The organism is Lysobacter sp. SCRH-1R, from assembly GCF_057747855.1.
Map to the genome: position 1 here is coordinate 371,149 of NZ_CM173227.1, position 14,325 is coordinate 385,473.

General features: G+C 70.0%; 11 protein-coding genes. 6 read left to right on the plus strand and 5 right to left on the minus strand.

Annotated elements, in window-relative coordinates:
* Positions 1-213: 213 nt before the first annotated feature.
* On the minus strand, positions 214-3,024 hold the full coding sequence (locus AC3ANK_RS01610) for a TonB-dependent receptor (RefSeq protein WP_484171946.1): 2,811 nt from the start codon (positions 3,022-3,024) through the stop codon (positions 214-216).
* Between the two features lie 257 nt (positions 3,025-3,281).
* Here AC3ANK_RS01610 and AC3ANK_RS01615 point away from each other — a divergent pair, with 257 nt between their 5' ends.
* From AC3ANK_RS01615 to AC3ANK_RS01625, 3 genes are all read left to right on the plus strand, one after another.
* A complete protein-coding gene (locus tag AC3ANK_RS01615; protein ID WP_484171947.1) occupies positions 3,282-4,289 on the plus strand; it encodes a sugar kinase in 1,008 nt (335 codons plus the stop codon).
* Complete coding sequence (gene eda / locus AC3ANK_RS01620; RefSeq protein ID WP_484171948.1) at positions 4,276-4,911, plus strand: bifunctional 4-hydroxy-2-oxoglutarate aldolase/2-dehydro-3-deoxy-phosphogluconate aldolase; 636 nt, start codon at positions 4,276-4,278, stop codon at positions 4,909-4,911. The genes AC3ANK_RS01615 and eda overlap by 14 nt, the downstream gene beginning before the upstream one ends.
* Before the next feature lie 190 nt (positions 4,912-5,101).
* Positions 5,102-5,485, plus strand: a complete 384-nt coding sequence (locus tag AC3ANK_RS01625; RefSeq protein ID WP_206860434.1) for an HU family DNA-binding protein — start codon at positions 5,102-5,104, stop codon at positions 5,483-5,485.
* Between the two features lie 237 nt (positions 5,486-5,722).
* On the opposite strand, the gene AC3ANK_RS01630 is transcribed toward AC3ANK_RS01625, so the two are convergent.
* From AC3ANK_RS01630 to AC3ANK_RS01645, 4 genes are read right to left on the minus strand one after another with little or no spacing between them, the layout of a single operon-like run.
* A complete protein-coding gene (locus AC3ANK_RS01630; RefSeq protein WP_484171949.1) occupies positions 5,723-8,944 on the minus strand; it encodes an efflux RND transporter permease subunit in 3,222 nt (1,073 codons plus the stop codon).
* A complete protein-coding gene (locus AC3ANK_RS01635; protein ID WP_484171950.1) occupies positions 8,934-9,908 on the minus strand; it encodes an efflux RND transporter periplasmic adaptor subunit in 975 nt (324 codons plus the stop codon). Before AC3ANK_RS01635 ends, AC3ANK_RS01630 begins: the two co-directional genes overlap by 11 nt.
* Positions 9,905-11,176, minus strand: coding sequence for a TolC family protein (locus tag AC3ANK_RS01640; RefSeq protein WP_484171951.1), 1,272 nt, complete (start codon positions 11,174-11,176; stop codon positions 9,905-9,907). The genes AC3ANK_RS01635 and AC3ANK_RS01640 overlap by 4 nt, the downstream gene beginning before the upstream one ends.
* Positions 11,177-11,230: 54 nt before the next feature.
* Complete coding sequence (locus AC3ANK_RS01645) at positions 11,231-11,596, minus strand: DUF2946 family protein (protein WP_484171952.1); 366 nt, start codon at positions 11,594-11,596, stop codon at positions 11,231-11,233.
* Positions 11,597-11,871: 275 nt separating this feature from the next.
* Here AC3ANK_RS01645 and AC3ANK_RS01650 point away from each other — a divergent pair, with 275 nt between their 5' ends.
* The 3 genes from AC3ANK_RS01650 (at position 11,872) to AC3ANK_RS01660 (ending at position 14,203) form a co-directional block, all read left to right on the plus strand.
* Positions 11,872-12,639 carry an energy transducer TonB gene (locus AC3ANK_RS01650; protein ID WP_484171953.1) on the plus strand — a complete coding sequence of 256 codons (768 nt, stop codon included), beginning with the start codon at positions 11,872-11,874 and terminating at the stop codon, positions 12,637-12,639.
* Between the two features lie 35 nt (positions 12,640-12,674).
* Positions 12,675-13,382, plus strand: a complete 708-nt coding sequence (locus AC3ANK_RS01655) for an alpha/beta hydrolase (RefSeq protein ID WP_206860274.1) — start codon at positions 12,675-12,677, stop codon at positions 13,380-13,382.
* Positions 13,383-13,465: 83 nt separating this feature from the next.
* On the plus strand, positions 13,466-14,203 hold the full coding sequence (locus tag AC3ANK_RS01660; protein ID WP_484171954.1) for a LytR/AlgR family response regulator transcription factor: 738 nt from the start codon (positions 13,466-13,468) through the stop codon (positions 14,201-14,203).
* Positions 14,204-14,325 lie beyond the last annotated feature (122 nt).

Sequence of the window (14,325 nt, forward strand, 5' to 3'; positions counted from 1 at the left end):
CGCCAGTGGCGCGCAAGCGTCCCTCCTCACCCCTGCGAGCAGGGGAGGGGGCAGGAACGCGGCGGTGCAGCACGCGAAGGTGGTTTGCAGGAACCTTCGTCGCGAATCCGGAACAGCATCACCGCATCGCGGCAACCGCGCATCGCTCATTCGCGCGGCTCCGCGTTCGCCGAGAACAGCGCCGCCCGCATCACGGCGGCGCCGTTCCATTCCTCAGAACTTGTAACGCGCACCGAGGAAGTACTGCCGGCCCGTGTGGTGGTAGACCGAGGCGCGGTCGCCGATCGAATCGACCCACTGGTCCTGGAACTCGTCGGTGAGGTTCAGGCCTTCCAGCGTCAGTTCGAAGTGATCGTTGATCCGGTACGACGCCGACATGTCGATCGTCAGCGTTTCCGCGGTGCCTTCCACGTCGTTGTTGTTGCGGCCCGGCACGGTGGTCAGGAAGTCGTCGCGATACGCCGCCGACACGCGCGCGCTGAACTTCTCGCCTTCGTAGTAGAGCGTCGCGTTGTAGGCGTTCTTCGACAGGCCGGTGAGGTCGGTGCGCAGCGACGTCTCGCCGGCCGAGGTCATGTACTGGATCTTCGAATCGACGTAGGTGTAGTTCAGCTGCACGCCGAAATCGCTCCAGAAGCCGGGCAGGAACACGAACGGCTGCTGGTAGGTGAATTCCAGGCCCTTGAGCGGACCGCCTGGCGTGTTGAGCGGGATGTTGAACTGGAACTCGTCGTTCACCGTCGCGCCGGTGCCTTCCAGCAGGCTCGCCGGCAGGCCCGAGGTGGAATACGGCCGCGTTTCGCGCGAGGTTTGCACGAAGCTGTCGATGTCCTTGTAGAACAGGCCCAGCGCGAGCAGCGATTCCTCGGCGAAATACCATTCCAACGACAGGTCGGCGGTCTTCGCGCGGAAGGGATCGAGCAGCGGGTTGCCGCCGTTCACCACGCGATTGCCGCCGGAGACGTTCACCGTCACGCCGGGCGTGAGGTTGTTCAGGCCCGGGCGCGCCATCACCTTCGCCGCGGCGAAGCGGACCAGGAAATCCGGCGTCACGTCGGCGACGAGGTTCAGCGACGGCAGCGTGTCCTCGTAGCTGCGTTCGACGGTGGTCAGCACGGGCTCGCCGCCCACCGTGGACCAGCCGGTGGAACTCTGCCGCGTCGTTACCTGGCGCAGGCCGATGTTGCCGCTCAGCGGCAGCGAGCCCAGTTGCGCGTTGAAGTCCGCCTGCAGCCAGAAGCCCTGGTCGCGTTCGGTCACCGAACGGTTGTTGCCCAGCACCGAGGCCACCTGGTCGCTGACGGCGAAGATGCCGTCGTCGCTGTAGATGTCGAACGCGCGGTTGAACGCGTCGATGTCGGGAATCAGCCAGCGCCCGTCGCCGACGCCGCCGATGTCCTCCAGCCCGATCGTGCGGGTGAGGTCGGCCAGCGTCGTGCCGTCCGGCAGCGCGGGCACGACGAGCTCGGACGCGCGGCGTTCCTCGCGCGTGTCGAAGGTGTATTCCTTGAACTGGCCGCCGCCCTTGAGCGTGAAGTGGTCCGTGAGCGTCCACGCCATGCCCAGCGACACGTTGTCGATGGTGTTGTCGGCGTACTGCGGTCGCAGGCGGATTTCGGAGGTGCCGTCGATGAAGCCCCACTGCGCCGGGTCGTTCACGTCGAACCCAGTGGTGATGACCGGCAGGCGATCGTCGTTGCGGTAGTCGTAGACGTAGCCGTCGGCGTCGAGGTGGTCCAGCGTGATCGTGGTCTGGATCGGGTTCTCGAACTCCGACTTCGCACGGCCGGCCTCGAAATGCAGCCTGAAGTCGTCGGTCAGCTCGTGGTCGGCGTAGAAGTTGAACTGGGTGAATCTGGTTTCCAGCTCGTCGTAACGCGCTTCCGAACGCACGTCGACGTTGTCGAACACGCCATGGACGAGGTTGCCGCGGCCATCGATCGCGCCGTCGCGCACCACCGTCTGCGGCTTGCCCGCGCCGCCGCGGCTGAAGGACAGGCCGTTGAGGAAGTTCTCGGTGCGCGTGGCGTCGAGGTCGGCGTACATCACGTCCAGGCCCAGCGACGTCTTGTCGGTGGGATCGAACTGCAGCGACGCGGTCACGCCCAGGCGTTCCTGCTCGTGCTCCATCACGCCGTAGCGCGGGATGCGCGGATGGAACACGTCCTCGCTGTTCGCGTCGGCGAACGGCGAATCCTCGGAGAAACCGCCGCTGCTGGTGCCGCGATCCCAGCGCACGGTGCTGTGGCCTTCCTCCAGCAGGCGGCGCTTGGTGTAGGCCACCGACATCAGCGCGCCGAAGCGATTGTCCGCCCAGGTGCTGCTGATGAGCATGGTCGCGCGCGGATCGATGTCGCCGGCCAGGTCGTTGTAACCCAGCTGCGCGCCGGTGACGAAGGTGAAGCCGTCGTAGTCGAACGGACGCGCGGTCTGCAGGTCCACCGTGGCGCCGAGCGCGCCTTCCTCGACGTCGGCCGAGGCGGTCTTGCGCACGGTGATGCTGTTGAACAGCTCGGAGGCGAAGACGTTGAAGTCGAAGCCGCGACCGCGGTTCGCGCCGCCGGAGCTGTCGGTGCCGCCGGTGGTGGTCAGCGCCTCCATGCCGTTGATGCGCACGCGGGTGAACTGGCTGTCCAGGCCGCGCACGGAGATGTTGCGGCCTTCGCCGGCGTCGCGCGAGATCGACACGCCCGGGATGCGCTGCAGCGATTCGGCGAGGTTGAGGTCGGGAAAGTCGGCGATGTCCTCGGCGACGATCGCGTCCACCACGCCGATCTCGCTGCGCTTCTTCTCCAGCGCCTTCTCCAGCGCGCCGCGGAAGCCGGTGACGGTGACGGTGTCCAGCTCGGTGGGTGGTGCATCCGTCGGGGGTGCGGCGGCGGTGGCTGCGGGTGTCGCGGCGGCGTCGACCGTCGGCGCGGCGTCCTGCGCGAGGGCGGTTGCGGCGCTCAGCTGCAGCGCAAGGCCGATCGAAGCGGCCAGCAAGGTAACCGGTGTCTTTTTTGGCGCACGCTGAAATTGCATAGGTTCTCCCCTCCCATATGGCAACAGCTTCAAAGGTGCTTGTTGACTGGCTTGCGATGCTTGCTAAGGTGGTCCTGTCGGCGAAATGACACCGATGGTCAAAACCCTAGCACCTGGGATGGCCAACCGCATGCTGCGGTGCGCCATGAGTCCGCGGACCGCCTCGCCGCGCGGTCGCGCGGGGCCGGGGAGCAGGCAGAATCGTGCGGTTTGCAGAACCAACGGGGAACTGGAATGAGCGCAATGAGGAGCCCGGCGTGAGCCGCGTCGTCTGTTTCGGTGAGCTGCTGCTGCGCCTGTCGGCGCCCGGACGCGAACGGGTGCTGCAATCGCCGGCGCTGGACGTGCACGTCGGTGGCGCGGAGGCGAACGTCGCCGTCCTGCTCGCGCAGCTGGGGCACGACGCGGCGGTGGTTTCGACCGTCGCCGACAACGCGCTGGGCGCGGCGGCGGTCGGCGAACTGCGCCGGCATGGCGTGGACACGCGCGCGGTGCGCGCGGCATCCGGACGCATGGGGTTGTACTTCCTCTCGCACGGCGCGATGCAGCGCCCGAGCGAAGTGCTGTACGACCGCGCCGATTCGGCCTTCGTGCGCAACGCCGACTACGACTGGGACGCGCTGCTCGACGGCGCGCGCTGGCTGCACCTGTCCGGCGTGAGCCCCGCGCTCGGTGCCGCGACGGCGCAGGCGACCATCGATGCCGCGCGCGCCGCGCGCCGGCTCGGCGTGAAGGTGTCCTTCGACGGCAACTTCCGCGGCAAGCTCTGGCAGGCGTGGGATGGCGACGCCGCCGGACTGCTGCGGCGGATCTTCGAGGAAGCCGACATCGTCTTCGCCGATCATCGCGACATCGCCATCGTGCTGGGCGAACGCGTGCCGTCGGAGGGCGAAAAGGCCGTGGCCGAAGCGGCGACGCGCGCGTTCGCCGCGTTCCCGAACCTGCAATGGCTCGCCTGCACGCTGCGCACGCAACACAGCGTCGACCGGCACACGTTGTCGGCGGTGATGGTCGAACGCGACGGCACGCGACGCCGCGCACCGGACTACGCGCTCGAAGGCATCGTCGATCGCATCGGCACCGGCGACGCGTTCGCCGGCGGCGTGCTGCACGGGCTCATCCACGGCATGGCGCCGCCGGAAGTGCTGCATTTCGGCCTCGGCGCGGCGGTGCTCAAGCATTCGATCCCGGGCGATTTCTGCCTGGCGTCGGCGCAGGAAATCTCCGACGTCACTTCGCAGGCGGGTTTCCATGTCCGCCGTTGACGCGCAGGCGGTGCTGCGCGGGCACCGCATCGTGCCCGTGTACACGCCGTCCAGCGTGGACGAAGCGCTCGCGGTGGCGCGCGCGCTGCAGGCCGGCGGGCTTGGTGCGATCGAGGTGACGCTGCGCACGCCGGTGGCGATGGACGCCATCGCCGCCATCGCGCGCGAGGTGCCCGGCATGCAGGTCGGTGCCGGCACGGTGCTCGACATCGGACAGATGCAGGGCGCGAAAGAGGCGGGCGCGACCTTCGCGGTGTCGCCCGGCAGCACGCGCGAACTGCTCGATGCGGCGGTCGACCTGCGCCTGGCGTACCTGCCGGGTGTGGCGACCGGAAGCGAGGTCATGGCCGCGCTCGCCGCGGGCCATCGGTTGCTGAAGGTGTTTCCGGCCGAACCGATCGGCGCGCTCGAACTCATCAAGGCCTGGCGCGGCCCGTTCGCGCAGGCGCGCTTCTGTCCGACCGGCGGCATCGACGCCGCGCGTGCCCGCGATTACCTGCGGCTGCCCAACGTCGCATGCCTGGGCGGCTCGTGGCTGACGCCGGCCGATGCGCTGCGCGAAGGCGACTGGGCGCGCATCGAAGGTCTCGCGCGCGAGGCGGTGGCGCTCGCCGGGCAGTGATGCGGCGCGTCGAAAAACCGGCATTTCGCCGCCGTTGCGGCACCTGGATTCGCCCGGATTCGCCAAAGCGGCCATTTCCCGCACTTTTTCGCAAAAAACCACTTGGCGGCGCGATGGTGTTGCCCTACATTCCGCTTGCCTGGCTGCGGTTTACGGGCATCCATCAACCATCGAGTATCACGAGACACATATGGCGAAGACGAAGAAAGTGGCAAAGAAGGCCGCCCCGAAGAAGGCCGCTGCGAAGCCGGCCGCTCCGAAGCCGATCAAGGAAGTCCTGTCCAAGTCGGGCCTGGTCGCGCACCTGTCGGAAACGACCGGCGTCGTCGCCAAGGACGTCCGCAACGTCCTGGCCGCGCTGGAAGGCGCCGTCCACGCGTCGATCAGCAAGAAGGGCGCGGGTGCGTTCACCCTGCCGGGCCTGCTGAAGATCACCGCCGTCAACGTTCCGGCCAAGCCGAAGCGCAAGGGCATCAACCCGTTCACCAAGGAAGAGCAGTGGTTCGCCGCCAAGCCGGCCACGGTGAAGGTCAAGGTCCGTCCGCTGAAGAAGCTGAAGGACGCCGCGGCCTGATGACCGCCGGATGCGGTGGCGCGACGCCACCGCATCCTGTTGCAGCAGTAGCAAGGGCGGAAGTGAGGAGTGGGCAGGAGCGGGTTGCCGCTTTCTGGTCGCTTTTCCCTTCTGCCCTTGTGCGTTCTGGGGCCGCAACAAGCAGGCTCCCGTAGCCGGGCAAGCGAAGCGCACCCGGATTGAACCATCGCGGACACGCGTGCCGGTGCGGCTTCGCCTTACCCGGGCTCCACAGGCTCAGGCCCTGCTTCTCTCGCTCTTCCCGTTCCTCGCTCCCCGGTGCGCCCACGCATACAGCGCCGGCAACACCAGCAGCGTGAGCAGCGTCGAGGAGACGATGCCGCCGATCACCACCGTCGCCAGCGGACGCTGAACTTCCGAGCCCGCGCCGACGTTCAGCGCCATCGGCACGAAGCCCAGCGATGCGACCAGCGCGGTCATCAGCACCGGACGCAGACGGCCGAGCGCGCCTTCCACGATCGCCTCGCGCAACGGCGTGCCGTGTTCGCGCAACCGCCGGATGAAGCTCACCAGCACCAGCCCGTTGAGCACCGCCACGCCCGACAACGCGATGAAGCCCACGCCGGCGGAGATCGACAACGCGATCCCGCGCAGCGCGAGCGCGATCACGCCGCCGGTCAGCGCCAGCGGCACGCCGCTGAACACCAGCGCGGCGTCCTTCGCCGAGCGGAACGCCCAGACCAGCAGTGCGAAGACGATCGCCAGCGTCGCCGGCACCACCACCGCGAGCCGCCAGCTGGCCGAGATCAGCTGCTCGAACGTGCCGCCGTAGCCAATCCAGTAGCCTTCCGGCAGCGTCACCTGCGACTGGAGCCGCCCGCGCAGTTCGGCGACGAAACCGCCCAGGTCGCGCCCGCGCACGTTCGCGGTGACCACGACCCGACGCTTGCCGTTCTCGCGCTGGACCTGGTTCGGGCCGAGCACGGTGCGGATCGCGGCGACTTCGCGCAACGGCACGCTGCGCGGCGCGCCGGCGCTCCAGTTCGCCTGCAGGCTGGATTCGTCGCGATTGCCGGCGTCGTCCGGCGACAGCGGGATCGGCAGGTCCGCGAGCGCCGCGACATCGCTTCGCCGGTGTTCGGGCAGGCGCACGACCAGGTCGAAGCGGCGATCGCCTTCGAACAGCTGTCCGGCCACTTCGCCGCCGACGGCCGTGGCGACGGTGTCCTGCACGACGGCCGGATTCAGCCCGTACGCGGCGAGCGCCCGGCGATCGGGTTCGATGCTGAGCATCGGCAGTCCGCCCAGCGGTTCGTTGCGCACGTCGCTGGCGCCGGGCACCTCGCGCACCACGCGTTCGATCTGCGCGGCGATCGAGGCGAGGCGCTCGAGGTCGTCGCCGTACACCTTCACCGCCACGTCCGCGCGCACGCCGGAAATCAGCTCGTTCATGCGCATCTGGATCGGCTGGGTGAACTCGTAGTTGTTGCCCGGCAGCGTGCGCGCGAGCGCCTCGATCTCGCGCACCAGCACCGGCTTGGGCTTGCCGGGATCGGGCCAGTCCGCGCGCGGCTTGAAGATCACGAAGGTGTCGGCGAGCGACGGCGGCATCGGGTCGTTCGCCACTTCCGCCGTGCCGATGCGGCTCAACACGCGTTCGATCTCCGGCACCGTCAGCAGCGTCTTCTCCAGCGTCTGCTGCATCGACACCGACTGCGCGAGGCCCGTGCCCGGAATGCGCAGCGCGTGCACCGCGATGTCGCCTTCGTCCAGGCTCGGCACGAACTCGGTGCCCAGGCGCAGCGCGAGCGCACCGCTGGCGAGCAGCAGCGCGAGCGCGCCGCCGATCGCCCATGCACGCTGGCGCAGCGCCCATTCGAGCATCGGCTGGTAGCGGCGGCGCAGCCACGCCATCGCGCGGTTCTCGTGCGCCGACACGCGGCCGGAGAGGAAGATCGCCACCGACGCCGGCACGAACGTGAGCGACAGCAGCATCGCGCCGGTGAGCGCGAGCACGACGGTGATCGCCATCGGGTGGAACATCTTTCCCTCGATCCCGCCCAGCGCGAAGACCGGCACGTAGACCGCGGCGATGATGCACAGGCCGAACAGACTCGGGCGGATCACCTCCGCGGTCGCCGACACGGTGAGTTCGTGGCGTTCCTCGTCGCTCATCGCGCGGCCCAGCGCGAGCTGCGCCTGCCCGAAGCGGCGCAGGCAGTTCTCCACGATGATCACCGCGCCGTCGACGATCAGGCCGAAATCCAGCGCGCCCAGGCTCATCAGGTTGCCCGACACGCCGCCACGCACCATGCCGGTGATGGTGAACAGCATCGACAGCGGGATCACCAGCGCGGTGATCAGCGCCGCGCGCACGTTGCCCAGCAGCAGGAACAGCACGGCGACGACCAGCAGCGCGCCTTCGATGAGGTTGCGCGCGACGGTGGCGATGGTGCGGTCCACCAGCGCGGTGCGGTCGTAGACGGCGTTGGCGCTGACGCCTTCGGGCAGGCTCGCGTTGGCCTCGCGCAGGCGCGCGGCGGCGGCCTTCGACACCTCGCGGCTGTTCGAGCCGACCAGCATGAACACGGTGCCGAGCACGACCTCGTGGCCGTCCTGTGTCGCCGCGCCCGTGCGCAGTTCCTCGCCTTCGGCCACGGTGGCGACGTCGCGCACGCGGATCGGCACGCCTTCGCGACGGTCGAGCACGATCGCGCCGATCTGCGCGAGGTTCTCCACCTGGCCCGGCACGCGCACCAGATACTGCTCGCCGTTGCGTTCGATGTAGCCGGCGCCGACGTTGCGGTTGTTGTCCGCCAGCGCGGCGACGATGTCCTGCTGGGTGATCTGCAGCGCCGACAGGCGTGCGGGATCGGGCGTGACGTGGATCTGCCGCGCGAAGCCGCCGATCGTGTTCACTTCGGTCACGCCGCGCGTGTTGCGCAGCTGCGGACGCACGACCCAGTCCTGCAGCGTGCGCAGGTCCGTGGCGGTGTAGGGCGAGCCGTCGGCCTTTCGCGCGCCGGGTTCGGCATCGACGGTGTACAGGAAGATCTCCCCCAGGCCGGTCGCGGTGGGACCGAGCGCGGGCTCCAGTCCGGCCGGCAGTTGCGATTTCACCTGCTGCAGGCGCTCGGCGACCTGCTGGCGCGCGAAGTACAGGTCGGTGCCATCCTCGAACACCACCGTCACCTGCGACAACCCGTAGCGCGACAGCGAGCGCGTGTAATCCAGCTTCGCCATGCCGGCCAGCGCCGTTTCGATGGGGAAGGTGACGCGCTGCTCGGCCTCCAGCGGCGAATAGCCGGGCGCCTGCGTGTTGATCTGGACCTGGACGTTGGTGATGTCGGGCGTGGCGTCGATGGGCAGGCGCTGGAAACTCCACGCGCCCACCGCGATCAACGCCAGCGTCAGCGCGAGCATCAGCCAGCGGTGGGCGACGGCGAAGCGCAGCACGCGTTCCAGCAGACCGGACGATGGAGCGCGTTCAATGGTCATGCGACGCCCCCGCCTTCTCGATGTCGGCCTTCACCAGGAAGCTCTGCTCGACGACGACCCGTTCGCCGGCGCGAAGCCCGGAAACGATCTCAACGTTGCTCGCATCGCGGCGGCCCGGCTTCACCTTGCGCGGGAGGAAGCGTTCGCCCTCGCGGACGAACACCACGTCGGCGTCGTCCATGCGCTGCAACGCGGCCAGCGGCACCGCGAGCGCGACCGGCGTTTCGTCCACCGTCACGCGCGCCTGCACCGCCGAGCCGGGCCGCCACAGGCCATCGGGATTGGGCAGCGAGGCGCGCGCGATGGTGCTCTGGCTCGCGGTCGCCGTGCCGGGCAGGATGCGGTCGATGGTCGTGCGGATGGCGCGTTTTTCGTCGCCCATGCGCGACACGGTGACGGCGTGGCCGGGCGCGAGGTGCGCGGCGTCTGCGCCGAACACGTGCAAATCCACCCACACCGTGGACAGGTCGGCAATCTCGAACAGCGGCGCGCCTTCGCCAGCGAGTTCGCCCACCGAGGCGTTGCGCGCCAGGACGATTCCGGCGATCGGCGCGTCCACGGAATAGGAGGTGAGGCTGAGATTGCTGTGGATGGTCGCCAGCGCCTGCCCCGCGCGCACGCGGTCGCCGACGTTCGCGCGCAACGCGCGCACGGGGCCGGGATAACGCGCCGTCACGCGCGCCACGCGGCCTTCGACCGGGGTGATCAGGCCTTGGACTTCATGCTCGTCGGCGATCACGCCCGCGACGGCCGGCACGACGCGCAGGCCGGAACGCGCGGCGATCGCGGCGGGAATGACGGTGCCGGCGGGTTGTTGTTCGCCGCGCGTTTCGCGTGTGGCGTGGCGTTCTTCGTCGTGGGCGTGCGTGTTCGCGACGTCCTGGTCGACGCACGCAGCGAGGGTCAGGCAGGCCAGCGCGAGGGCGACCAGGCGCAGCGGCAGGGCGGTTTCGTGGGGATTCATGGCGTGACTCCGCTGGCGACCGCCGGCGTGGTGAACGCCTCGCCGGTCAGTCGCTGGATTTCGATGAGGGCGCGCTGCGCGTCGAGCGCGGCGTCGAGTTGCTGGCGGCGCACGGCGGTGCGCTCGGACTGCAGTTGCGACCACTCCAGGTAACTCGTCGCGCCCGCGCGCCATGCGTGTTCGGCCGCCGCTTCGGCGCGTGCAAGGCGCGGCAGCACGTCGTCGCCCAGGCGCAACACTTCCAGTTGCGCGACGCGATAACGCCCGTGCGCCTCCACCAGCGTCGAATACAGCGACACGTCCTGCGATTCGCGTTCGATCTCCAGCGCGGCCAGGTCGGCTTCGGCGGCGCGGATGCCGGGTTGCGCGCGACGTGTGGCGCCCAGCGGCATCGACGCGCTGGCGATCAGTGCGACGTCGTCGCTCGCATTGAGCCAGCGCGCGCCGACCTGCCAGTCGAGGTCCGCGCTGCGTTGCGCCCGTGCCAGGCGCAGACGCGCTTCACCGACGCGGCGACGGTCGGCGAATGCGAGCAGTTCCGGCGTGCGCCGCAACGCGGCGGCGAGCGCGTCGAAATCGGCGATGACGGGAAGCGCGAGTGGATCGCCCGCCGCGACTTCGAAGCGCGGCTCGCGTTCGCCCCACAGCGCGGCGAGGTGCTGCTTCGCCGCGACGGTCGCCTGCTCCGCGCGTCGCACGTCGAGCTCGGCACGTGCGAGCGCGGCCTGCGCCGTCAGCAGCACCGATTCGGGCGATGCGCCGGCGTTCATGCGCTCGCGCGCGGCGGTCACGGCCCGGCGGCGTTGTTCGATGTCGGCACGCGCGATCTCCGCCTGCCGCTGTGCGCCCGCCACGGCGAGATGACGCCGCGCGGTTTCGGCCAGCAGGTCCAGGCGCGTGGCTTCGCGTTGCAGCGCGAGCGCGTCGATGCGGCTTTGTGCCAGCAACACGCGCGCCTCGCGCTTGCCGCCGCGTTCCAGCACGGAGGCGAGGGTGAGGCTCAGTTCGGCGCCATCGAGGCCGGCGTAGTCGCCGGTGCCGATGGCGTTCTCGAGCGAAGCGCCAGCGGTGAACGCGGGCCGTTGCGCGGCTTCGTCGCGCTCGGCTTCGAGCGTGCGGGCACGCGGGACGTCGAGGCGAAGATCCGGGTGGAAACGGGCGACGCGCGCGAATGCGTCGTCCAGGGTGAGGCGATCGCCGGCGCGTGCGGGCAGGGCCGCAACGAGCACGGCGACCAGCGCGGCAAATGCCGCGGGTCGAACGGACATGGAATCTCTCCGATGGAAGACGGACGGAACGCCGGTGCGGAACCGGCGGCGAGGTCAGGCCGCGATCGGAGGACGGAACGGTGCGGTGCGTGGCGTGGGCGCGAAGGCGATGCGCGCGCGTTCCAGCGGCGACGCGTTGCGCGGCGCATGCGCGGGAACCTGCACGCGCGCGGGCACGGCGGCCTGGTGGCCGCAGCAATGGGTCAGGTGGATGTGGCCGTCGTCGTGCTCGCCGCCGGGCGCGCCTTCGTCGGGAGCATCGGCTTCATCCGGCGTTTCGTGCGTGCCGCCGCCGTCGGACAGCGCCGCGTGCGCGACCAGATCGTGCAGCTCCTCGCTCGCCGCCAGTGCAGGCTTGATCGCGAGCCCGGCCAGCAGCAGGCCGAGCATCACGAACTGGACGAAGAAGCGGGCGCGCATGCGGAACATCCGGCGAAGGGTACGTGCCGGACGTGGCGATACACAATTTCGTTGCGGCCGGAATGCGTGCGTCCGTCGCCTTGCCGCATTGCCGTCACATGCGCTGCCTAGCCTGTGCGCGTTTTGCGGGGGAATGCGCGATGCGTTGGGTCGGTCTTGCGGGTGCGGGTGTGTTGTTGTTGATGTTGGTCGGATGCGAGCGGTCGCGCGCGCCGGCCACCACGGAGGCGTCGGCCGGGACCGGGGCTTCGCTACCCGAGCCCGTGCAGGAACGGATGGACGCGCCACCGCTGCGCGAACGCGCCGAAGCCGCGCTGCGCGCGCAACGCCTGCACACGCCGGCGGGCGACAACGCGGTGGAGCATTACCTCGCATTGCGCGAACGCGAGCCCGATGCGGGCGTCGCGGCGGCGCTCGCGGAATTGCAGCCGTACGTGCTGATCTCCACCGAGCAGGCGCTCGCGCAGCAGCAGCTCGACGAAGCGCGCCGCCTGATCGGGCTGCTCGCGCGCATGGACGCGCAGGCGCCGGCGTTGCCGCGTCTGCGCGAATCGTTGCGTGTCGCGCAGGAACGCGCCGATCGCGACGAAGGCGCGCGCATCGCCGAAGCGCCGAAGCCGGTTCCCGCGAAGCCCGCGCCGTCGTCCGCGCTCGCGCGCACGGTGCCGCCGAGTGCGCCGTTGCCGGCGCCGGTGGTCGCGAAAGCCGCACCGCCGCCCGCGCCGAAGGACACCGCGCCGCCCGCACCCGTCGTTCGCAGCGCACCGGAACCGGCCTCGTTGCCGCGCCTGCTTCGCGATGCCGCCCCGCGTTATCCGCTGGCCGCGCGCAATCGCCGCATCGAAGGCCGTGTGCAGGTCGCCTTCACCATCCAGCCCGATGGCAGCGTCACCGACGTGCGCACCGTGTCCGCGCAGCCGGAAGGCCTGTTCGAACAGGCCGCGCTCGCCGCGGCCGCGCGCTGGCAGTTCGAACCCACGCCGCATCGCGTGAGCACCACGCGCACGCTGACGTTCCGCCTGCCGCCGGATTCAAAGGGCTGATTGGCGCGCCGTCGCACAGCGGCGACAATGCGGCCATGAACGCCACCGCCCCGCTGCTGGACACCGTCGAATTCGAAACCGCCCCGTCGCCGTCGTGGACGGTGCTCTGGCTGCATGGCCTGGGCGCCGACGGCCACGATTTCGCGCCGATCGTGCCGGAACTCGTCCGCCCCGACTGGCCCGCGCTGCGCTTCGTGTTCCCGCATGCGCCGGTGCGTCCGGTGACGATCAACAACGGCATGCGCATGCGTGCGTGGTACGACATCGTGCATTTCGATTTCGACGCGCTGCACACCGACGCTGGCAGGAGCCGCGCCGACGAGGCAGGCGTGGCCGAATCGGTGGCGCAGGTCGAGGCGCTGATCGCGCGCGAACACGAGCGCGGGATCGGTCCGGAGCGCATCGTGCTGGTGGGCTTCTCGCAGGGCGGGGCGATCACGCTGTCGGCCGGACTGCGCCGGCGCGTGCCGCTGGCCGGCCTCGCCGGGCTGTCGACCTACCTGCCCGAAGCGCCCGCGCTGGCCGCCGACGCACTGCAGCCGGCGGCGACCTCGCAGCCGCTGTTCATGGCGCACGGGCAGTTCGATCCGGTGGTTCCGGCGGCGATAGGCTTGCGCAGTTCTCAAGCCATGAAGGCGATGGGCTTCGAGCTGGAATGGCACGACTACCCGATGGCCCACCAGGTCTGCGCCGAGGAGATCCGCGACCTGGGCGACTGGCTCTCGCGCCGCTTTGCCGGCTAGGCGCTTCCGACGATTGGTAGCCGGCCCCGGCCGGGGCTATCCTCCCCCCAACGGCTCTGCCGGCCTGGGGGATGGAGGCGCCGATGAGGGTAGTGATCGCCGATGACGAGCCGCTGGCGCGCGAGCGCCTGCGTGGATTGCTGGCCGAGCAGCGCGGCGTCGAGGTCGTCGCCGAGGCGGCCGATGGGCAGCACGCGCTGCACGCCTGCGCCGAACACCGTCCCGACCTGGTGCTGCTGGACATCGCGATGCCGGGCATCGACGGGCTGGAAGCCGCGCGCCACCTGGCGGCGTTCGAGCCGCGCCCGGCGGTGGTGTTCTGCACCGCCTACGACGCGCATGCGCTGTCGGCGTTCGAAGCCGAGGCGATCGACTACCTCGTGAAACCCGTGCGCGCCGAACGCCTCGCCGCCGCGCTGGAACGCGTGCGCACCTTCGCCGCGGGCCGCGAGAAGACCGGCGACAACGGCGCCACCCCGACCGGCCAGCGCCGTAGCCATCTTTGCGCGCGCCTGCGCGGCAGCCTGCGGCTGATCCCGATCGAGGACGTGCATTACCTGCACGCCGAAGAGAAGTACGTCGTCGTGCATCACGCGCGCGGCGAGGACCTGATCGAGGAGTCGCTGAAGTCGCTGGAGGACGAATTCGGCGAGCGCTTCGTCCGCATCCATCGCAACTGCCTGGTCGCGCGGCACGAGATCGTCGAACTGCGCCGCGCGCCGGACGGCCACGTGCAGGCGGTGCTGCGCCATGGCAAGGCGCCGCTGGAGGTCAGCCGCCGCTGCGTGGCGGGGCTGAAGGAAACCCTCAAGCACCTCTGAAGCTCCGCTTCTGTAGTCCCGCGTACTCAAGCGCACCCGGGTCGGAGCCGCGATCGCGCTCGTTCCCCGGGTGCGCTCCGCTTACCCGGCTACGACGGCTGACATGGCCGTGAGGCCCCCGC